Source organism: Streptomyces sp. NPDC002754 (genome assembly GCF_053592315.1).
This window is the reverse complement of record NZ_JBSFVM010000001.1, coordinates 297675-318517: the sequence shown is the minus strand read 5'-3', so window position 1 is coordinate 318517 and position 20843 is coordinate 297675. Positions and strand designations below refer to the sequence as shown.

General features: G+C 71.4%; 18 protein-coding genes. 7 read left to right on the top strand and 11 right to left on the bottom strand.

The window, feature by feature from the left end:
* The first annotated feature begins 167 nt into the window (after positions 1 to 167).
* Entirely contained in the window at positions 168 to 539 is a 372-nt protein-coding gene (locus tag ACWD2L_RS01625; RefSeq protein ID WP_351337634.1) for a VOC family protein, read from the top strand.
* Here ACWD2L_RS01625 and ACWD2L_RS01620 read toward each other — a convergent pair.
* The 10 genes from ACWD2L_RS01620 to ACWD2L_RS01575 all read right to left on the bottom strand — a co-directional run bounded on the left by ACWD2L_RS01620 (position 536) and on the right by ACWD2L_RS01575 (position 12847).
* Positions 536 to 1186 (bottom strand): response regulator transcription factor, encoded by a 651-nt coding sequence (locus ACWD2L_RS01620; protein WP_351337636.1) that lies wholly within the window; start codon positions 1184 to 1186, stop codon positions 536 to 538. The two genes, ACWD2L_RS01625 and ACWD2L_RS01620, sit on opposite strands and share 4 nt — an antisense overlap.
* Positions 1183 to 2355, bottom strand: coding sequence for a sensor histidine kinase (locus tag ACWD2L_RS01615; protein WP_351337639.1), 1173 nt, complete (start codon positions 2353 to 2355; stop codon positions 1183 to 1185). Before ACWD2L_RS01615 ends, ACWD2L_RS01620 begins: the two co-directional genes overlap by 4 nt.
* Before the next feature lie 148 nt (positions 2356 to 2503).
* Positions 2504 to 3436, bottom strand: coding sequence for a TauD/TfdA dioxygenase family protein (locus tag ACWD2L_RS01610; RefSeq protein WP_351337677.1), 933 nt, complete (start codon positions 3434 to 3436; stop codon positions 2504 to 2506).
* A 383-nt stretch (positions 3437 to 3819) separates the two neighbouring features.
* Positions 3820 to 5265: a glyceraldehyde-3-phosphate dehydrogenase gene (locus ACWD2L_RS01605; protein WP_451187062.1), complete on the bottom strand. Its 1446-nt coding sequence runs from the start codon at positions 5263 to 5265 to the stop codon at positions 3820 to 3822.
* A 27-nt stretch (positions 5266 to 5292) separates the two neighbouring features.
* Entirely contained in the window at positions 5293 to 6504 is a 1212-nt protein-coding gene (locus ACWD2L_RS01600) for a GDSL-type esterase/lipase family protein (RefSeq protein WP_351337642.1), read from the bottom strand.
* A 72-nt stretch (positions 6505 to 6576) separates the two neighbouring features.
* A complete protein-coding gene (locus ACWD2L_RS01595) occupies positions 6577 to 7149 on the bottom strand; it encodes a TetR/AcrR family transcriptional regulator (RefSeq protein WP_351337644.1) in 573 nt (190 codons plus the stop codon).
* A 94-nt stretch (positions 7150 to 7243) separates the two neighbouring features.
* Positions 7244 to 8536, bottom strand: coding sequence for an SGNH/GDSL hydrolase family protein (locus ACWD2L_RS01590; RefSeq protein ID WP_351337646.1), 1293 nt, complete (start codon positions 8534 to 8536; stop codon positions 7244 to 7246).
* 93 nt (positions 8537 to 8629) lie between these two features.
* Complete coding sequence (gene madM / locus ACWD2L_RS01585; protein ID WP_351337648.1) at positions 8630 to 9394, bottom strand: malonate transporter subunit MadM; 765 nt, start codon at positions 9392 to 9394, stop codon at positions 8630 to 8632.
* Between the two features lies 1 nt (position 9395).
* Positions 9396 to 9845: a malonate transporter subunit MadL gene (gene madL / locus ACWD2L_RS01580; RefSeq protein WP_351337650.1), complete on the bottom strand. Its 450-nt coding sequence runs from the start codon at positions 9843 to 9845 to the stop codon at positions 9396 to 9398.
* Between the two features lie 77 nt (positions 9846 to 9922).
* The gene (locus tag ACWD2L_RS01575; protein ID WP_351337651.1) at positions 9923 to 12847 is read right to left on the bottom strand and encodes an AMP-binding protein; all 2925 of its coding nucleotides are present in this window, start codon (positions 12845 to 12847) and stop codon (positions 9923 to 9925) included.
* Between the two features lie 140 nt (positions 12848 to 12987).
* On the opposite strand from ACWD2L_RS01575, the gene ACWD2L_RS01570 reads away from it, so the two are divergent.
* Positions 12988 to 13668 (top strand): GntR family transcriptional regulator, encoded by a 681-nt coding sequence (locus ACWD2L_RS01570; RefSeq protein ID WP_351337654.1) that lies wholly within the window; start codon positions 12988 to 12990, stop codon positions 13666 to 13668.
* A gap of 111 nt (positions 13669 to 13779) precedes the next feature.
* Here the strand turns inward: ACWD2L_RS01570 and ACWD2L_RS01565 are convergent, their stop codons facing one another.
* Complete coding sequence (locus ACWD2L_RS01565; RefSeq protein ID WP_351337657.1) at positions 13780 to 16479, bottom strand: ATP-binding protein; 2700 nt, start codon at positions 16477 to 16479, stop codon at positions 13780 to 13782.
* A gap of 233 nt (positions 16480 to 16712) precedes the next feature.
* On the opposite strand from ACWD2L_RS01565, the gene ACWD2L_RS01560 reads away from it, so the two are divergent.
* The 5 genes from ACWD2L_RS01560 to ACWD2L_RS01540 all read left to right on the top strand — a co-directional run bounded on the left by ACWD2L_RS01560 (position 16713) and on the right by ACWD2L_RS01540 (position 20671).
* Entirely contained in the window at positions 16713 to 17315 is a 603-nt protein-coding gene (locus ACWD2L_RS01560) for a TOPRIM nucleotidyl transferase/hydrolase domain-containing protein (protein ID WP_351337680.1), read from the top strand.
* Between the two features lie 72 nt (positions 17316 to 17387).
* Entirely contained in the window at positions 17388 to 17783 is a 396-nt protein-coding gene (locus ACWD2L_RS01555; RefSeq protein WP_351337660.1) for a TOBE domain-containing protein, read from the top strand.
* Between the two features lie 190 nt (positions 17784 to 17973).
* On the top strand, positions 17974 to 18765 hold the full coding sequence (gene modA / locus ACWD2L_RS01550) for a molybdate ABC transporter substrate-binding protein (RefSeq protein ID WP_351337682.1): 792 nt from the start codon (positions 17974 to 17976) through the stop codon (positions 18763 to 18765).
* On the top strand, positions 18762 to 19589 hold the full coding sequence (modB, locus tag ACWD2L_RS01545) for a molybdate ABC transporter permease subunit (RefSeq protein ID WP_351337662.1): 828 nt from the start codon (positions 18762 to 18764) through the stop codon (positions 19587 to 19589). The genes modA and modB overlap by 4 nt, the downstream gene beginning before the upstream one ends.
* The gene (locus ACWD2L_RS01540; protein ID WP_351337665.1) at positions 19586 to 20671 is read left to right on the top strand and encodes an ABC transporter ATP-binding protein; all 1086 of its coding nucleotides are present in this window, start codon (positions 19586 to 19588) and stop codon (positions 20669 to 20671) included. Before modB ends, ACWD2L_RS01540 begins: the two co-directional genes overlap by 4 nt.
* Positions 20672 to 20843: the final 172 nt, after the last annotated feature.

Genomic DNA, 20843 nt, shown 5'->3' with positions numbered 1-20843 from the left:
CCTCGGAGGGTTCCGATGGGACACCGTCAGCGTGCTCGCGCAGTGGTGTGTGGCGGATCGCCGGGGCGGGCGGTTCCTGACTCGCGCGCAAGAGGGAGGCGCGGCCGCACGGCATGGGTCGCGCGAGTGAGAGACGGGCGTCGGGCGCGCCGCGCATACTGGAGCGCATGCCTGTTTCGCTGCACCACATCGTCATCGACGCCCACGACCTTCCCGCCCTGGCCCGCTTCTGGGCCGGGGCGCTGCGCTGGCGGATCCTGTCGGAGCGGGAACGGGAGGTGGTGATCGGCCCGGACGAGAACGCTCCGGTCGGGATCTGCTTCATGCCGGTGACGGACGCCAAGGCGGCCAAGAACCGGCTGCACCTCGACCTGACCTGCACCGCGGAGGACCGGGACGCCGAGATCGAGCGGCTCGTCGCCCTCGGGGCGCACAGGGCGGACGTGGGGCAGACCGGCGACGAGTCATGGACGGTGCTGGCCGATCCGGAGGACGACGAGTTCTGCGTGGTGCGCCCGAAGCGGACCCTGATCGGCTAGCCGGGCGCCACAAGACCAGACTCGTACGCGCAGATGACCGCCTGCACCCGGTCCCGCAGGTGCAGTTTGCTCAGGACGTTGCTGACGTGTGTCTTGACCGTGTGTTCGCTGACGTGGAGGGTCGCGGCGATCTCCGCGTTGGTGAGGCCGCGGGCGAGGTGGCGCAGGGTCTCGGTCTCGCGGGCGGTGAGGGCCGAAAGGGCGGGCGGTTCGGGGGGCTTGGGCCTGCGGCGCGTGATGTCGGCGACGAGGCGGCGGGTCACGGACGGGGCGAGGAGGGAGTCCCCTGCCGCGACGACGCGGACGGCGTGCACGAGGTCGTCGCGGCGCACGTCCTTGAGCAGGAACCCGGACGCTCCCGCGTACAACGCCTCGTAGACGTACTCGTCGAGGTCGAACGTGGTCAGCATGACGACGCGGCAACTGGACTGCTCGCAGACGCGGCGCGCCGCCTCGATGCCGTCCATGTGCGGCATGCGGATGTCGAGGAGGAGGACGTCGGGCGCGTGACCGCGCACCGCCGTGACCGCCTCGTTCCCATCGGCCGCCTCGGCGACGACCTCGATGTCGGGCTGCGCGTCGAGGATCATGGTGAAACCGCTGCGCACCAGTTCCTGGTCGTCGGCGACGACGACGCGGATGCTCATGGCGCTCTTTCGACGGCCTGTCGGGTCGCCGCGGGCAGCCGGGCGGTGACCCGGAATCCGCCGTGCGGGCCGGGGCCGCTGTGTGCGCTGCCGCCGCAGGCCGCGGCGCGCTCCTCGATGCCGACGAGTCCGCGCCCGCCACCGGCTTCGGGTGGGCCGGAGCAGGTTCCGTCGTCTGTCACGGTGATCGCCAACTCCGTTTCTCCCCAGTCGAGTTGTACGTCCGCTCGGGCAGCGTACGCGTGCTTGACGGTGTTGGTCAGGGCTTCCTGGACGATGCGGTACGCGGCGGTCTCCGTTTCGGGGGCGACGGGGCGGGGGTGGCCTGCGACGTGCAGGGTGACGGCCACTCCGGCGGTCGTGGACACCTGGCGGATCAGGTCGGGGAGGCGGGCGAGGCCGGGCACGGGGGCTTCGAGTCCGCCCTTGCCGTTGCCCGTGTCGGTCAAGATGCCGAGGATCAGGCGGAGTTGCTGCATGGCCTCGCGTCCGGCGCCCGCGATCGCGTCGAACGCCGCTTCGGCGCGCGCGGGGTCGCTGCGCACCACGACGGGGCCCGCCTCGGCCTGGACGACCATCAGGCTGACGGCGTGGCCGACCACGTCGTGCATGTCCCGAGCGATGCGGGCGCGTTCGCTGGTGACCGTGCGGGCACGGTCGATCTCGCGCTCCCGCTCCAGGGCGCGGGCACGTTCCTCCAGGGCGGCGGTGTACGCGCGTTGGGTGCGGGCAAGCAGCCCGAACCCGTAGGCGCTCAGGAGGCTGAGCAGGTGGAAGGCGTACTCGAAGGGTTCGGCATGCTCCTTCATGGACATCGTCGCCGACGCGCCGATCACCCAGCCGACGAGCATGATCCGGCGCGGCGCCGACTCCGCGTACGCGGCGAGCGTGTAGAGCAGCACGAGTCCGCCGTACACGACGTCGGGTGGTGGCGCGTGGTACAGCGCCATGGCCGGGGCGGCGCAGGAGATCGCGACCGCGCACAGGATCGGTGCGCGGCGCCGCCAGATCAGCGGCACCGCCGTGCCCGCGCCCAGCAGGAAGCCCTGCCAGGACAGCGGGTCGCCGCCCTCGTCGGGGAACAGGAACTGCAGGGACACGGCGAACAGGACGAGGGCGGCCAGCGCCCCGTCGACGAGGTACGGGCTGGTGCGGCGCGGCAGACGCATGGTGCGGCTCCTCGTGACCCGACCCCTGCGGAGGGCCCCGCAGGTGCCTTTGGGGAGCCAGTATCGAGGGGCGGCCCGGTCAACACCTCGCCGGAGAGAGGGATTTCGGGCCGCCGACACCACCTTCCTAGAAGGATGCGCCGCCTTCCTAGAAGGGGCGGTCCCCCGCGATGGCGACGCGCTCGGCGACCCGGCGGGCGTCGCCGTAGTCGGCCACCGCGTAGTGCTGGGTGGCGCGGTTGTCCCAGAACGCGGTGTCGCCCGGCTGCCAGTGGAACCGCACCTGGAACTCCGGGACATGGGCCTGCTGGTACAGCAGACGCAGCAGCCGGTCGCTCTCGGCGCGCTCCATGCCGAGGATCCGGGTGGTGAAGGACGTGTTCACGAACAGCATGCGCCGCCCGGTCTCGGGGTGGCGGCGCACGACGGGGTGGGTGACCGGCGGGAACAACTCCTGCCACTGGGCGAGCCGTTCGGGGCCGTAGAAGCGCCGGAAGCCGGGCAGGAAGTCGTGCTCGGCCTCGGCGCCCTCGATGCGCGCCTTCACCTCGTCGGAGAGGTTGTCGTACGCGGCCGCCATGTCGGCCCACATGGTGTCGCCGCCGAACGGCGGGACCTCACGCAGCTGCAACACCGCACCCAGGGCGGGGCGTTCACGGAAGGTGACGTCGGTGTGCCAGACGTTCTCGTAGCTGGGGACGCCGCCCGCACCCTTGTCGAAGCGGACGACGTCCTCGCTGTCGCCGCGCTCCAGGAGCGGGTTGGTCTCCAACTCGCCCCAGTTGCGGGCGAATTCGCGCTGGTCCTCGCTGCTGAGGTTCTGGCCGCGGAAGAAGAGGACCTTCCATTCGAGCAGCGCCCGGTTCAGCTCCTCGCGCAGCTCCGGGGAGAGCGGCCGGCTCAGGTCGAGGCCGCTGATCTCGGCGCCGATGGTGGCGCCCTGCGGGACGAGCTCGAACAGCTCGTAGGGGCGGTCCTGCCAGCCGTCGGGGGTGCGGTGCAGAGTGCGGCGGCCCTCGTAGAGGCCGTCGGCGGGGATGTGGGCGGGGCGGAGCTCAAGAGCGGAGGAAGAAGGGGGCATTTCGGTCACGGACAAGGGGAGCCTCCACAGGCACGCGGTGACGGGTGACGAGAGAACGCGCTGAACGCGAGGGGGATCCGTACGTGCGCGGCCATCGCCCTGCGGGGCGGGGGCTCTTACGAAACGTACGGGAGGAAAAGACGACGAGGGGCTGAACGCCCACTACGAGCCGCCGTTAAAGGCCGCTGCGCGCGCAACCACATCGGTCCGGAACGGGGGCCGTTCCGAGAGCGAGGGTGCGATGCGTCAACATGCTCGTCATCCTGCCTGCCAGTTGATCACTCCGTCAAGTGCGGTCCACATGCCGGCCCAGGCGCCCGCTCAAGTGCCGCGAGGCCGGCCCCGCGGGAAGCGGGACCGACCTCGGGAGGTGCGTACCGGTGTCAGGCGGTGGGCGCCGGGAACGTCGGGTACTCGACGCCGGAGACGTGCTGGACGACGCGGATCACCTGGCACGAGTAGCCGAACTCGTTGTCGTACCAGAGGTAGAGGATCGCGTTGTCGCCGTCGACCTTGGTCGCGCCCGCGTCGACGATCGAGGCGTGCCGGGAGCCGAGGAAGTCGCTGGAGACCGCGTCGGGCGAGTCCGTGAAGTCGATCTGGCGGCGCAGCGGCGAGTTCAGCGAGACGTCGCGCAGGTGGTCGAGGACCTCGTCGCGGGTGGTCTCGCGGCCGAGGCGCAGGCTGAGGATCGCGATCGAGACGTCCGGGACGGGGACGCGGATCGAGGAGCCGGTGATCGGCGCCTTGAGGTCCGGCAGGGCCTTCGCGACGGCGGAGGCGGCGCCGGTCTCCGTGATGACCATGTTGAGCGGCGCGGAGCGGCCGCGACGGTCGGCCTTGTGGTAGTTGTCCAGCAGGTTCTGGTCGTTCGTGAACGAGTGGACGGTCTCCACGTGGCCGCGCGTCACGCCGTACTCGTCGGCCATCGCCTTGAGCGGCGGCACGATCGCGTTCGTGGTGCAGGAGGCGCAGGACAGGATCTGCTCGTCCGGCTTGATCGTGTCGTGGTTGACGCCGTGCACGATGTTCGGCACGTCACCCTTGCCGGGCGCGGTGAGGACGACCTTGTCGATGCCGGGACGCAGGTGCTCGGAGAGGCCCGCCCGGTCGCGCCACTTGCCGGTGTTGTCGATCAGGATGGCGTCCTTGATGCCGTACGCCGTGTAGTCGATCTCGGACGGGTCGTTGGCGTAGATCACCTTGATCGCGTTGCCGTTGGCGTTGATCGTGCTGTTCGCCTCGTCAACGGTGATCGTGCCCTGGAACTGGCCGTGGATCGAGTCGCGGCGCAGCAGCGAGGCCCGCTTCACGAGATCCTGCTCACCGCCACCGCGCACGACGATGGCACGCAGGCGAAGACCGTTCCCGGATCCCGCCTTCTCGATGAGCAGGCGGGCGACCAGGCGGCCGATGCGGCCGAAGCCGTAGAGGACGACGTCGCGGCCCTCACCGCGCTCCAGCTTCAGGGCGCCGGTGGCGCCGGCGACGGCCTCGGCCGTGAACTCCTCGACGCTCAAGCCCCGACCGTCGGTCTTGTACGTCATGGCGAGGATGCCGAGGTCGATCTGGGAGGGCCCGAGGTCGAGCTCGGCGAGAGCCTTCAGGAAGGGCATCGTCTCGGTGACCGAGAGCTCCTCGCCGGCGATCTGGCGGGCGAATCGGTGGGCCTTGAGCAGGCTGACCACCGACTTGTTCACCAGGGAGCGGCTGTGCAGCAGGACGTTCACGTCCCGCTCGCGGTGCAGCTTCCCGATGATCGGGATCATTGCCTCCGCGGTCTCCTCACGGTGCTTCCAGTTGGTGAACGAGTCGTCATTGACAGTCACGTGCGTCTCTTTCGAGCTAGGCGGCGCTCATATGCTAACCGGCCCGTTCGGCTGATCGATCAGGGGGCCGATCCCCAGGTCCGCGAAGCGCTCGCCGATGCGGCGGTGGGCGGTGGCGTCGGGGTGCAGTGCGTCCGGGAGCGGCAGTTCCTCGTGGTCCTTCTCGCCGTACAGTTCGCGGCCGTCGAGGTAGTGCAGGTGCGGGTCGTCGGCCGCGCGCTGGGCGACGATGCGGGCCAGCTCCTCGCGGATGGATTCCAGGGTGAGCTTGCCCTGCGCGCGCTCCGCCGGGTCGCCCATCGCCATGAAGCGCAGCTGTCCGCTCGCGAGCGTGCTGAAGTCGGGGGCGCCCGGCCCCGGCGTCTTCTCGTGGATGGGGCACAGGATCGGGGAGACGACGAGGAGCGGGGTGGTCGGGTGCCCCTCGCGGATGGTGTCGAGGAAGCCGTGCACGGCGGGGGTGAAGGCCCGCATGCGCATCAGGTCGGCATTGGCGAGGTTGATCCCCATCTTGACGCTGATCATGTCGGCCGGGGTGTCCCGCAAGGTGCGCGCGGTGAACGGGTCGAGCAGGGCGCCGCCTCCGAACCCCAGGTTGACCAGGTCCACGCCGCCGAGCGCCGCGGCGAGCGCGGGCCAGGTCGTGGTCGGGCTCGCGGCGTCGGAGCCGTGGCTGATGGAGCTGCCGTGGTGCAGCCACACCTTGCGGCCGGATGCGCCCACCGGCTCCACGGGGGCGTCCGTGCGCAGGGCCACGAGCTCGGTGGTCTCGTTGTGCGGCAGCCAGATCTCGACGGTCTTGGATGCCTCGGACAGGCCGTCGAACCGGAGCGTTCCCGGCTGCCCGGCCTCCTCGTGCTCGTACGTGCCCGCGCTCATGTCGATGGTGAGGATGTCGCCGCCGGCGACACTCCCCTGCCCGGCGGGCCGACCGTCGACGAGCAGGTCGTAGAGCCCGTCGGGGCGCGGGGGCACACCTACGTAGACGCGCTTGGTCGGCACCGTGTCGAGTTCGACGACGGTGGCGCGGGTGCGAAAGGCGAGGCGGACGCCGGAGGGCTGCGACTCGGCCATGGCCAGTTGGCCGTCCGTGTTCTGGGAGCGGGCCCAGGCGGGGAGCCGGTGCGGGAGGAGACCGCGGGCGGTGCGCTCGATGTCGATCGCACCGTGGACGAGGTCGTCCGTCAGCGGTGTGGCGGTCAACTCATGGACGGAGTCAGGGGTGTTGGTGCTGTTCATGGTGGCGTCAATCTGTTGATCAAGGGTGTGGGATGACTCGCGGGACTGGCGGGATTCGCGGGACTCGTCGGCTCACGCCTGCGCGGGCCAGTTGCGCAGCAGTGCGTCGAGCGCGTCCAGGCTCCGCGCCCAGCTCTCCGCCGAGTCGGGTGCGCTGTGGCTGAAGCCGCCGGCCAGTTCGAGGCTGACGTAGCCGTGGAAGACGCTGCCCAGGAGCCGGACGGCGTGGGTCTGGTCGGGTTCGGTGAGGTCGTAGCCGCGCAGCACGGCCCGCGTCATCTGCGCGTGCCGAACCCCTGCGCTCGCCGCCGCCGTCTCCGGGTCGAGCCGGTACTGGGCGGCGGCGTAGCGGCCCGGGTGTGCGCGGGCGTAGTCGCGGTAGACGTTGGCGAGGGCCACGAGCGCCTCCTTGCCGGACCGCCCGGCCAGGGCCTCGGCGGCCCGGTCGGCCAGCTCTTGCAGGGCGATCAGGGCGATCCGCGTCTTCAGGTCGTGCGAGTTCTTGACGTGCGAGTACAGGCTCGCGACCTTGACGTCGAAGCGCCGGGCGAGGGCCGAGACGGTCGCCTGCTCGAAGCCGACCTCGTCCGCGAGCTCGGCACCGGCCCGGGCCAGCCGCTCCGCGGTCAATCCGGCACGCACCATGGCCGTACGCCCTCTCCCTCGACCCCCGTCACTGTTACCGAAACCCATTCTGCACCTGCCTAATACTTATAGGCAAATGGGGGTCGAGTGTCGCTTACAGCGCGCCGGCCCTCAGCACCCGCAGCATCCGCAACGAGATCGAGTCGGCGATCGCCTGCTGCCCGGCGATGTTCGCGTGGACGCCGTCCCCGTTGTCGTACGAGGGCTCGATGCTGTTGGGGTGCAGGGGGTCCTTCAGGACCTCGTCGAAGTCCATGACGCCTTCGCAGGTTCCGTCACACGAACTCGCCTTATTCGTAAAGAGGTTGACCGTGTGACGGTCCAGGTTGTTCTTGTCGCTGTAGCCGGGGCGGGGTGTGATGGGCGTGACGTAGATCTTGATTCCGGCGTCGCGCAGTTCCTTGAACACCTTCTTGTAGCTGGCGAGGATCTGTTCGCCGTCGCAGCCGAAGGCGAGGTCGTTGGTGCCGTAGTAGTAGAGGACCGAGGTGACGCCGTGCAGGGCGAGGACGTCCCTCTTGAGGCGGGTGGCGGCGTCGAGGCCCTGAACGTTCGACGGGGTGCCGGGGCAGTCGGCCGCGCTCGTCGTGCCGCTGAGCCCCGCGTTGGCGATCGCGACCTGTTCGGTGGGCGGGAGTTCGGCGTGCACGCGGCGCGCCAGGTCGTCCGTCCAGCGGCGGTTGGTGCCGGTCTCGGTGCAGCCGGGGCCGCAGTTGGTGCTGCCGACGCCGTCGACGACCGAGCTGCCGTAGGCGACCGCCGTGCCGTTGAGGCGCGGATTGTGCACGTCGACGGCGCTGACCAGGTACGTGGCATCGACGGTCTTGGTGTAGGCGGCGCCGCTGGTGTCCGCGGTGTGGTCGCCGGTGCCCTGCGGCGTGAGGTAGTTGGTGCGCAGCGCGGTGCGGTGCTGACCGGGGGTGGCCGTCCCCTTGAGTGCGACGGAGACGGTGACGTCGTCCTGCGCCGCCGTGGCGAGGTCGGTGGGGTCACTCCACACCTCGCCGCCCGCGGGAACGGTGATGTGACTCTTCCCGTCGAAACGGACCGGGTGGGTGTCTCCCTTGATGGACGCTCCGTCGCCGCTCAGACCGACGGAGGCGCCGCCGATCTCCAGGGGCGCCTTGCCGAAGGTGTTCTGGATGCGGACGCGGACGCCGTCCCCGCCCTGGCTGAGGTGCGTGACCGTCCGTACGGACTGGTCGCTCAACGGGTCCGTCGCCGCGTCCTGTTGGGACTGTGCCCAGGAGGTGAACCAGGCGCTGCCGCCGCCCTGGCCGCCGTGCCCGGCTCTCGCCTCCGCCGGGTGCGGGGCTCCCGCGAGGCCGCCGCCCGCGAGAGCGAGGACGGCCGCCGCGGCGGTCGTGATCGTACGAAGTCGAGGCATGTGCACAACCTTTGCTTCCGGTGAACGGGAGTGGGGATGGTGCTGTGCTGGATTTCGTTCCGCCGACCTTGCGGTAGGCCCTTCGGGCCCCGGTCACCCTCCGACGAGCGCCCGCAGCGACACGTAGAACAGCGACGGGCCGAGCAGGCAGCCGACGCCCGTATAGAAGGTCGCGGTCATCGCCCCGTACGGGACGAGTCGCTTGTCGGTGGCCGCGAGGCCGCCTGCCACGCCGGACGTGGTGCCGAGCAGACCGCCGAAGGCCATCGCCGACTTGGCGTTGTTCAGGCCGATCAGGCGCGCCGCGAAGGGCGTACCCACCATCACCACCACGGACTTGACCAGGCCTGCGGCGACCGACAGCGCGATCACGTCCGAGCTCGCGCCCACCGCGGTGCCCGTGACGGGACCCACGATGTACGTGGCCGCGCCCGCCCCGATGGTCGCGAGCGAGGCGGCGTCCCGGTAGCCGAAGAGCGCGGCGATGAGCGCCCCCGCGACGAAGGAGACGACGACGCCCAGCAGGATCGACAGGGCGCCGGCGGGGCCCGCGCCCTTGATCTCCTTCAGGTCGACGCCGTACGCGGTGGAGACGATCGCGAAGTCGCGGAGCATCGCCCCGCCCATCAGGCTCATCCCGGAGAGCGTGGTGATGTCGGCGATCCCCGCCTCTCCCCCGGTCGCCGAGCCGCCCCAGTAGGCGAGCGCGAGGCCGAGCACGATGGCGATGGCGGAGCCCTGCAGCCGCCCTCGGGTCAGCTTCTTGGACAGCCATGCCGAGACGAGCATGAGCGTGCCGACGAGCGCGAAGGCGACTATGAGGCCGTTGTCCTTGCAAACGGAGACGAACGTATCCACGTCAGGCCCCCTGCTTCTCGGTGGCGGACTCGGTCTCGGTGTCGGTCTCGATGTCGGCCTCGGTCCCGGCCTCGGTCAGCGGCGGGAGCGGCTCGCCCCGCCCGCCGATCCGCGCGACCACCGGCACCAGGGCGACCCCCGCGACGAGCGCGAGCAGACCGGCCAGGAGGGCCATCGGGCCGCCGGTGACGGCCTTGTACACGTTCTGCGTGGACGCCATCGCGATGACGATGGGGATGTACATCGCGCTCCAGAAGAGCACGCCCTGTTCGCTGACCTCGGGGAACTTCCCCTTCTGGCGCAGCCAGTGGGTCGCGAACACGAGCATGATCATGGCGAAGCCGACGCCGCCGACATTGGCGTCGACGCCGAGCGCCTCGCCCAGGTATTCACCGGCGAGCGTGCCCGTGAGCATGCACACCGCCAGCGCTGCCACTCCATAGAGGACCATCGTCTTCTCCACACTGAGAGACCGGGATTGAGGAAAGCAGGGGATGAGGAAAGCGGGGAAAGGGAGGGCGGGGAGGGTCAGGGCGTCGTGAACAAGTCCCCGTAGGTCTTGCGCAGTTCGGCCTTCTGGACCTTGCCCATGACGTTGCGGGGCAGCGACTCCACGACGCGTACGGCGCGCGGGTGCTTGAAGCGGGCGAGGTCGGCGGAGATGGAGTCGATGAGGTCCCGCTCCCGCGGCTCCTGGCCCGGTGCGGCGACGACCACGGCGACAGCCGTCTCGCCGAAGTCCGGGTGCGGGACGCCGATCACGGCCGATTCGAGGACCGTGGGGTGGGCGTCGAGGAGCGACTCGATCTCCTTGGGGTAGACGTTGTAGCCGCCGGAGATGATCAGGTCCTTGCCGCGCCCGGAGATGCAGAGGTAGCCGTCCTCGTCGATGAGGCCGAGGTCGCCGGTGATGAAGAAGCCGTCCTCGCGGAACTCGGCGGCGGTCTTCTCGGGCATCTGCCAGTACCCGGCGAAGACGTTGGGGCCGCGCACTTCTACGCTGCCGACCTCGCCCTGTTCGAGGGGCTTTCCGGTCTCGGCGTCCACCACGCGGATCTCGACGCCGGGCAGCGCCTTGCCCACGGTGCCGGGCTTGCGGGGGCCGCCCTCGTACGGGTTGGTGGTGTTCATGCCCGTCTCGGTCATGCCGTAGCGCTCGAGGATGGCGTGACCCGTGCGGGCCTCGAACGCCTCGTGGTCGCTGGCGAGCAGCGGCGCGGAGCCGGAGACGAACAGGCGCATGGAGGCGCACGTCTGCGGGGTGACCTTCTCGTGCTTGAGCAGGCGCGTGTAGAAGGTGGGCACCCCCATGAGCACGGTCGCGCGCGGCAGCAGCTCCGCGATCGCGTCGGCGTCGAACTTCGGCAGGAAGAACATGGAGGCGCCCGAGGCGAGCACCATGTTGGCGGCGACGAAGAGGCCGTGGACGTGGAAGATCGGCAGGGCGTGGATGAGCCGGTCATCGGACGTGAACTGCCAAGAGGCCAGCAGTGCCTCGCAGTTGGAGGCGAGGTTCTCGTGCGTGAGAATCGCGCCCTTGGAGCGGCCCGTGGTACCGGAGGTGTAGAGAATGGCGGCCGGGTCGCTCGCAGCGGCCTCGTATACGTCGTCGTGGTGGGCATCGCCTTCGAGGAGGCTGCCGTCGCCCGCGGTGCCGAGGGTCTCGACGACGAGGTCCGGGCCTTCGCGGTGGGCGTGGTCGGCGCGGCGATGCGGCGGGCAGACGAGGACGCGCGGCTTGGCGTCGCCGATGAAGTAGTCGATCTCGGCGCCGGTGTAGGCGGTGTTGAGCGGCAGGAACACGCCGCCGATCCGCAGCGTCGCCAGGTAGAGGGCGATGGCGTCGACCGACTTGTCGACCTGCATGGCGACGCGGTCGCCGGGGGCGACGCCGTCGGCGACGAGGCGTGCGGCGATGCGCGACACGAGGTCCGCCGTCTCGCGGTAGGTCACCGACCGCCCGTCGGGCAGCTCGAAGAGCGCCTTGTCCGGGCGGAGTTCCGTCTGCTCGACGAAGGACCGGTGGATGGTGCGGAAGGGTTCCGTCGGGATGGTTCCCATGGCGGTGGTTCCTTTCTTGTTCTTGAGGGGCCCGCCGATCGCGACGGTCCTGCGGCGCACGAAGTCCTCGTGGCGGCGCTCCAACTGGTCCGGTTCGTAGCGGTAGTTGATCATCGCTCCGTAGGACTGCTCCCAGGCTTCGCGCGACTGATTGGCTGGCCAGTCGAGTTGCCATGCGGCGGCCCCGTTGCCCAGGTGGAAGCGGGCGACCGGGTCGAGGGGCCGGCCGTCGGGGCGCCGTTCGACGGTGATGTAGCGGGCGAGGGCGTCGAGGAGACGGGGGCGGATGCGCTCGACGTCCGCTGCCGCGGGGAGCGTGCCCTGCTCCAGAGACTCCAAATCCGCGACCAGCGCGCGCAGTTGGGGTTCGCTCGCGGCCCGGCCCTCCAGCCACGGCCGGAAGCCGGGGATCGGGGACAGTGTCGCGAACTGCGTCAGGTGCGGGAGCTGTTCGCCGACCTGCTCGATGACCTGCTTGATGAGGAAGCTGCCGAAGGAGACTCCGGCGAGGCCGTCGAGCGCGTTGTTGATGGAGTAGAGCGCCGCCGTGTCCGCGTGCGCGGCACTGAGCGAGGGGCCCGGTTCGAGCAGCGGGGCGATGCTGTCGGGCAGCCCGCGGACGAGGGCGACCTCTACGAAGATCAGGGGTACGTCGCCGGTGGCGGGGTGGAAGAAGGCGTGGACGCGGCGGTCCTCGGGCTCGATACGGCGCCGCAGTTCGGCCTCGTTCGCCATCGGGTGCACCCGCTCGCCGCGCAGCAGATGGCGGTGCAGCTCGGGCGGCGAGTCCACCGTGACCTCCTGCATGCGCAGGAAACCGCGGTTGAACCAGGACGTGAGCAGGTGGTGGAAGTCGTGGTCGAGGGGCCGCAGTTCGGGGCGGGCGGGCAGCAGGCGGCGCAGGTCGGCGCGCATGTGGACCAGGGCGAGGGTGGCGTCGGGCGCGTGGTTCATGCGGCGCAGCAGCTGCTGGCGGGCCGGCTCGACGACGTCGAAGAGGCGGACGAGTTCCGCTTCTCCCTGGGAGCCGGTGGCGCGTGCCTCCTCCCAGCGGCGGTAGGCGGCGCGGACCTGGTCGGCGTCGGCGTCGTAGGTCTGGGTGATGTGGGCGAAGAAGGTGAGCCGGCCGGTGTCGTCGAGCGCGCCGTAGGCGGCGAGGGCACGGGCCGCGACGGCGCGCATGGAGGCCTCGCCGACGTCGCTCATCAGGACTTCGCAGGCCGCGAGCAGCTGGTCGAGCGGGGCGTCGGTCGCCGGGCGGTCGGCGCCGTCCACTCCTTGCCCGCCGACCCTTCCGAGGGCCCGGTACAGGTCGGTCAGAAGCCAGCCGTCGCGGCCTTCGCCGTGACGTTCGTCGTGGCGTCCGCCGTGCCGCTCGTCACGCTGGCCCATCCGCGCCCCTCTCCACGTCTTGCCCCGACGCTTGATATGCATCGCAGGCCGTGATGTATATAACAAGCGCACCGTAGATCACAGGAGTGGCCGACGCCACCCCCTGAGCGGGCGGATAATCTGGGCAATCGGAGGTGGAGATGGCTCGAGTTCCCGAGGCCAGGCGCGTGCGCGACGCACTGGAGAACGCGGTGGTGGACGGCCGGTACCGGCCGGGCGAGCGCCTTGACCCGGCGGAGCTGGAGCGCGAGTTCGGCTGCTCGCGCACGCCGGTGCGCGAGGCGCTGCAGGCGCTCGAACGGTCGGGCCTCGTACAGATCCGCCCGAAGCAGGGCACGTACGTCACCGAGTTGAGCGTGTCCGAGCTGGCCGAGCGCTTCGAGGTCATGGCGGAGCTGGAGGGGATGGCGGCGCGGCTGTCGGCGCGACGCATCGAGGGCGAGGCGCTCGCCGAGTTGGAGGACGCGCTGCGGGAGTGCGAGCAGCATGCGCGCGCGGGGGACGCCGATCCCTACTACTACGCCAACGCCCGGTTCCACGCGGTCGTGTACGACTCGTGCGGGAACGAGTATCTGCGGCAGCAGGCTCATGCGCTGAAGCGGGCTCTTCAGCCGTATCGGCGGCTGCAGTTGCGGGTGCCGGATCGGATGCGGAGGTCGCTTGCGGAGCATCGGGAGATTGCCGACGCGATTGCCGCGGGGGCGGCGGGGCGGGCGGAGGATGCGGCGCGTGAGCATGTGCTGGTGCAGGTCAAGGAGTTCAGTCAGTTGGTGCGGACGTGGCGGCATGTGACGGAGTCGGCGGGGCAGGTGGCGGGCTGACCGTCGCCTACGTCACGGGGCTCTGCCCGGGCCCCCGCTGCTCAATCGCCGCAGGGGCTTGAAATGGCTCACCCGGTACAGGGGCTTGATTGGCCCACCCGCCGCAGGCGGTTAAAGGGACCCGAGCAGCGCCCGCGCCCGTTCCGCCAAGCCATCCGCTCCGCAGGTTTCCGCCAGGGTCAGGGCGCGGCGGGCCTGGGTGGGGTCGGTGGTGGATTCGGCCAGGTCGAGGCGGGCGGCGGCCTCTTCGTACGCAGCCGGGGAGTCGGCGAGGTTGCGGACCGCCTCTGTGAGCAGGGCGTGGGCCCGCTCCGGTGGTGCCGACGCGGCCGCGCGGCGCAGGGACTCTCCGACGGCGCTGCGGGTGCCTAGTACGCCGGCCCAGTGGCGGGCGTCGGCGAGGAGCGTGGCGGCACGCTGGGGGTTCTCCTCGGCGATCAGGTCCGCGAGATCGTAGGGCCAGGGCGCCCATTGCACGTTGTGGCGGCCGCGGGGCGTCGTCGAGGCGGCGGTGCCCTCGAGTTCGGCCCTGGCTTCCTTGGCGTGGCCGAGCGCGAGCAGCAGGCGGCCGCGTACCGAGCGGGCGTCGGGGAGGATCAGCGCGTCCGGGTAGGGCGCGCAGAACCCGTGGTCGTCGGCGAGTTGGAGCGCCTTGTCGACGTGGCCGCGGGCGAGCAGTGTGTCGATCAGCAGGCAGAGCGCGTCCCAGTGGACGGTGGCCCGGCCGCCGACGCGTTCGGCCAGCCGCAGCCCTTCGCGCAGGTACGCCTCGGCCTCCACGAGGCGGCCGCGCCTGCGCTCGACGGCTCCGCACAGGATGTGTGCGAAGGCCAGGTGGGCGCCGCTCCAGCCGCCGAGTTCGAAGGTGCGCAGCGCGTCGGTGAACAGGCCCTCCGCGTCGTGCAGCCGGTCGATGTAGGCGAGCGTGATGCCGAGCAGCGCGGGGATTTCGAAGCCCCATTCGGTGTCGGTCCAGCCGAGTCCGGGCGCGAGCCGGCCGTCGACGAGGACGCGGTCGCACAGGTCGGCCACGTGGTCGGCGCTCTCGCCGCGCAGCATCGCGTCGAAGGCGCGCAGGGTCAGCAGGGCGCGCTCGGCGTTGTCGGCACCGGGCAACGGGTCGGCCAGCGAGGCGAGTTGTTCGGACCGGCCGGGCCCGTCGTCCTCCTCGGCGAGGAACGACTCGTACATGAACCGGGCAGCCAGCAACCGTAGTTGCTGGGTGCCGGGCGGGGTGACGGCGGCACTGTCGGCGACGCAGCGCGCGGCGTCCCGCATCTGGTTGCCGTGGGCGAGTGCCTGGGCCAGGCGCAGGGTGGCGTCGATGCGCAACTGATCGGTGAGGCCCGGTAGTTGGAGAGCCGCGCGTAGGTGCTGGACGGTGGTGACGGGTGAGGAGAGCAGGCAGGCGCAGCCGAGTTCGTAGAGCACTTGGGCCCGGTGGACGACGGACGGCGGTTCGCGCAGGGCGCGCTCCAGGCAGCGGCGGGCCGCCTCGGGCGCGCCGACGGCGAGGTGTTCGGCGGCGGCGGCGCGCAGCTGGCGGACCGCCTCCTGGTCGTCGTCGGGGTGCACCTCGAGGAGGTGCCGGGAGATCGCGGCGGGCCCGTGGCCGCGCCGGGTGAGCGTCCAGGCGGCCTGGCCGTGCAGGGCGGTGCGGGTGGCGGGCGGGACGCTGCGGTAGACGGCGGTGCCGACGAGCGGGTGCTGGAAGTCGAGGGACTCGGAAGGGTCGAAGACCTCCCCGAAGGCGGCCGGGCGTGGGCCGTCCGGCCCCCCGACGGGCGCCAGGATGCGGGCGTCGCGCAGCAGTTGCACGCATCGGGTGGCCCGCTCCGGCGGCAGGCCCGCGAGCCCGGCCGCCGAGGCGAACGTGATGTCGGTGCCGAGGACGGCCGCGGCCCACGCCAACCGGTTGCAGTCCGGGTCGAGTTCGCCGAGCCGGGCCACGATGCCGCCGCCGCGCGCCGTGGCGCCGAAGGCGCGCAGCACCGGGGCGGAGTCCTGCGTCGGGGCGAGGCCGCGGGCGCTGCACTTGGCGAGCAACTCCACGGCCTCGTACGGGTTTCCGGTGGTCACCGCCCACACCTCGCGGCAGAAGACGTCGTCGGCCGTGTCGCCGAGCACGCCGCGCACCAGGTCGCCGGTGGCCTCCTGGGTGAGGGACTGGAGGGTGACGTGCAGGCGGGCGGCGCGGGCGAGTGCGGCGAGGTTGGCCGCGGTCTCGCGCGAGGTGTCCGCGAGTTCTTCCGGGCGGTGCGCGACGACGAGCAGGACCGGCAGCGCGGTGAGGCGCGGCGCCAGCGAGGCGAGCCAGGTGAGGCTCTCGCCGTCGGCCCAGTGGGCGTCGTCGGCGAGCAGGACGAGCGGCTCGGGGTCGCCCTGGGCGGTGCCGCGCCCGCGGGCCAGTTCGGCGAGGAGCGTGTCGAGCGCGTCGCGGACGCCCTGCGGGTCCGTGGGGACGGCGCCGGGCGCGCTGAGACCGAGGGCGGGTCCCGCGACGTCGAGGGCGGGACCGGACGCGGTCCGCGGGGAGGCCGAGCCGAGCGCGGGGCCTAGCAGGTGCCGCACCAGGTGGAACGGCTGATGCGTGGTGGACTCGCCGGACCGCGCCGCGTGCACGGTGCAGCGCGTGCGGGCGGCGTCCGCGATCCGGGTGAGCAGCGCGGTCTTCCCGACGCCCGCCTCACCCCGGTAGACGACCACGCCGCCGGTGCGCCGCGCACCGCACAGCGCGTCCAACGCCCTTGTCGCCGCGGCCATTTCGAGGTCACGCTCGAGGAGGCGGGGTCCTGGAGGTGTGGCGTCCATACGGGTCCCTGGGGGTCGCCTTGTGTGGGCCGCGGTACGTGCCCGTAGAAACGTCCCGCAGAATGTGCCCATGGCATGCGTGGGCGTTTTGAACGGACTTCGAGGCTAGTACCGGCGCGGTGCGGCACGGGAGCGGTTCGACCGAGTTTCCGGCTCGCCGTGATACTCGGTTGGGCTCCCGGCCCTTCCAGCAGAGGATTGAGCGCGTGACGGAGACGACGGACACGGCAGGCATGAGGGCGTTTCACGAGGCGGTCGCCGAGTGGGCGGCGGGCGGCCCCGGTGACCCGGCGCGCGCGTTGGCCGTGCGCCTGCGCGTGCACGGCGCCGTTCTCCTGGAAGGGCTGAGTGACGTCGCGGCGGTTGACGCGCTCGCCGAGCGGCGCGGGCGGGACCTCGCGGCCGAGGGCGTGTGTGTCGTGTCCATGGGCGGAGCGATGAATGTGGGGCGGTACGCACGGCTGCTCGGACCGGAAGGGCTCGGGCTGCGGCTGAGCGGGCTGTGCGACGAGCGCGAGCGGCGCTTCTACGACCGCGCGCTGGGGCGGGGTGAGGACACCGTCTTCGTGTGTGTCGCGGACCTGGAGGACGAGTTCATCCGCGCGCTCGGCGCGGCACGGGTCGAGGAGGTCGTCCGCGAGGCGGGCGAGTGGAGCCCCTGGCAGACCTTCGCGCGCCAGCCCGCTCAGCAGGACAGGTCCGCGCACCGCCGCCTGCGCCGCTTCCTCGGCACCAAGGCGGGCCGCAAGATCCGCTACGGGAGGCTGCTGACCGAGGCGGCCTGCGACGCCGGGTGCGTGCCCGCGCCGCTTGAGGCGCTGTTCGCGCAGTTGTAGGGGCGCACCGCGATGTTCCTGTCGGGCACGTTGAGCGATCTTCGCGCGGCGGCCGGAAGGTAACTTGGCCGCATGCAGTCCTACACAATCGGCCAGGCCGCACGGCTGCTCGGCGTCAGCCCCGACACCGCGCGGCGGTGGGCGGACGCCGGGCGGATCGTCACACACCGCGACGCGAGCGGGCACCGGGTCGTCCAGGGCAAGGATCTCGCCGCTTTCTCCGTGGAGTTGGCCGCGGGCGACGACGCCGACGATCACCCCTCGTACACCTCGGTGCGCAACGCCTTCCCCGGGATCGTCACCGCCGTGAAGCTCGGCGACGTCGCCGCCCAGGTGGAGATCCAGGCCGGTCCGCACCGGCTCGTCTCGCTGCTCACGCGGGAGGCGGTGGAGGAGCTGGGCCTGGAGGTCGGCATGGAGGCCACGGCCCGCGTGAAGTCGACGAATGTCCATATCGACCGCGTCTGAGCGGTCGGCAGCCGCACTCACGTAGGAACGCACATGCGGACCCACCCCGTCCATCCATCGGGATCATGCGAACCCACAGGCGACTTACACCTGGCAGATGCGGCAGTATGTTCGCCGTAAGCGTTCCAGGACACAGCAGGGGAGCTGAACCGTGACAACCCGTTCCGCACGCAGGACCACGACCCGCCGCATGCTGCAAGTGACCGGCATCGGGGCGGCGGCGGTGCTGACGCTGAGCGCCTGCGGATCGTCCGACACGGACTCCTCCGGCTCCTCGCCCAGCTCCTCGTCCAGCGGCAAGAAGCTGTCCGGGACGGTGAACGTGTTCGCCGCCGCCTCCCTCAAGGAGAGCTTCGAGAAGCTGGGCAAGCAGTTCGAGAAGGAGCACCCCGGCACCAAGGTCACCTTCAACTTCGGCGGCAGCGACAGCCTCGCCGCGGGCATCACCGGCGGCGCGCCCGCCGATGTGTTCGCGGCCGCGAGCCCCAAGACGATGAAGACGGTGACCGACGCGGGTGACGCCGACGGCGAGCCGAGCACCTTCGTCCGCAACCAGCTGGAGATCGCCACCCTCCCCGGCAACCCGCACAAGGTGTCGTCCCTGAAGGACCTCACGAAGCCCGGCCAGAAGGTCGTGCTGTGCGCAAAGGAGGTGCCGTGCGGCGCCGCCGCGCAGACGGCGCTGACCGCGAGCAAGCTGAAGCTCACCCCGGTCTCGTACGAGCAGGACGTCAAGAGCGCCCTGACGAAGGTGGAGCTGAAGGAGGCGGACGCGGCGGTCGTGTACAAGACCGATGTGCACGCGGCGGGTGACAAGGTGGAGGGCGTGGAGTTCCCGGAGTCCAAGGACGCCATCAACGCCTACCCGATCGCCCCGCTGAAGAAGGCGCCCAACGCCGCGGCGGCCAAGGCGTTCATCGAGCTGGTCAAGTCCGCCGACGGACAGAAGGCGCTGACCGATGCCGGGTTCCTGAAGCCGTGACCGCAGTGCACGACACTGTGGAGGGCGGGTCGCGGCGCCGCCGCGGCCGCGTCCCTCCGCTGCCGCTGCTCGTACCCGCGCTCGTGGGGCTCGCGTTCCTGGTGGTGCCGCTGATCGCACTGCTCGTACGGGCCCCGTGGGCGCAGCTGCCCGAGCAGCTGACCAGCCCCGAGGTGTGGCAGGCGCTCCAACTGTCGCTGGTGTGCGCCACGTCGGCGACGCTGGTGAGCCTGGTGCTCGGGGTGCCGCTGGCGTGGCTGCTCGCGCGCACGGAGTTCCCGGGGCGCGGTCTCGTACGGGCCCTGGTGACGCTGCCGCTGGTGCTGCCGCCCGTGGTGGGCGGTGTCGCGCTGCTCACGGCGCTCGGCAGGAACGGTGTCGTCGGGCAGTACCTGGACCAGTGGTTCGGGATCACGCTGCCGTTCACCACGACCGGCGTCGTGATCGCCGAGGCGTTCGTGGCGATGCCGTTCCTCGTGATCAGCGTTGAGGGCACCCTGCGAGCGGCCGACCCGCGCTACGAGGAGGCGGCCACGACGCTCGGCGCCTCCCGGTTCACCGCGTTCCGGCGGGTGACGCTGCCGCTGATCGCGCCCGGTATCGCGGCCGGAGCGGTGCTCGCGTGGGCGCGGGCGCTCGGCGAGTTCGGCGCGACGATCACCTTCGCCGGCAACTTTCCCGGCCGCACCCAGACCATGCCGCTCGCCGTGTACCTCGCCATGCAGAGCGACCCGGCCGCGGCGATCTCCCTCAGCCTGGTGCTGCTCGCCGTGTCCATCACGGTGCTCGCGGGCCTGCGTGACCGCTGGATGACCGCGTCATGACCGACCTTGAGAAGCCGGCACCGTACGAGGATGTGGCAGGGTCGGGCCTCGACGCGCGGCTCGTCGTGGACCGCGGCACCTTCCGGCTCGATGTCGCGCTGGCCGCGAAGCCCGGCGACGTCGTCGCGCTGCTCGGGCCGAACGGGGCCGGGAAGACGACCGCGCTGCGCGCGCTGGCCGGGCTGACGCCGCTGGACGCGGGGCACCTCGACCTCGACGGCACATCCCTCGACGGCACGCCGCCGGAGTCACGTCCCGTGGGCGTGGTGTTCCAGGACTACCTCCTCTTCCCGCACCTGACCGCCCTCGACAACGTGGCGTTCGGGCCGCGCTGCCAGGGCGCCACGAAGGCCGAGTCCCGTACGCAGGCGCAGGCCTGGCTCGACCGGATGGGGCTCGCGGAGCACGCCGGGGCGAAGCCGCGCCGGCTGTCCGGCGGCCAGGCCCAGCGCGTGGCGCTCGCCCGTGCGCTCGCCACGCGGCCGCGGCTCCTCCTCCTCGACGAGCCGCTCGCCGCGCTCGACGCCCGTACCCGCCTGGACGTACGGGCCCAACTCCGGCGCCACCTGGCCGAGTTCGAGGCGGTGGCGGTCCTGGTCACGCACGATCCGCTGGACGCGATGGTGCTGGCCGACCGGCTCGTCGTCATCGAGCACGGCCGCGTCGTCCAGGAGGGCGCCCCGTCGGATGTCGCGCGCCGCCCGCGTACGGACTACATCGCGCAGCTCGTCGGCCTGAACCTGTACCGGGGCAGCGCGGATGGACATACCGTCCACATCGCGGACGACGGTCCCGCGATCACGACCACGGAGGACCTCTCCGGTCCGGTCTTCGTGGCATTCCCGCCGAGCGCGGTCACGCTGCACCGGGAGCAGCCCACCGGTTCCAGTGCCCGCAACCTGTGGCGCTGCGAGGTGAGCGGCATGGAGGCCCACGGGGACCAGATCCGCGCGGCCCTCTCCGGTGAGCTTCCGCTGGCCGCGGATCTTACGACGGTGGCGGCGGCGGAGTTGGGGCTGCAGCCCGGAGCGGAGGTCTGGGCGACGGTGAAGGCGACGCAGACACACGCGTATCCGGCGTAGCCGGGGAGCGGGCTGGCCCCCCGGGGCTGAGCTCCCGGGGCTCCGCCCCGGACCCCGCTGCTCAATCGCCGCAGGGGCTTAAAAGATCGCCTCAATCGCCGGCGGGGCTTGATAGATCAAGCCCCGCCGGCGATTGGTATTTCCAGCCTCGCCGGCGTTTGAGGCGGTCCTT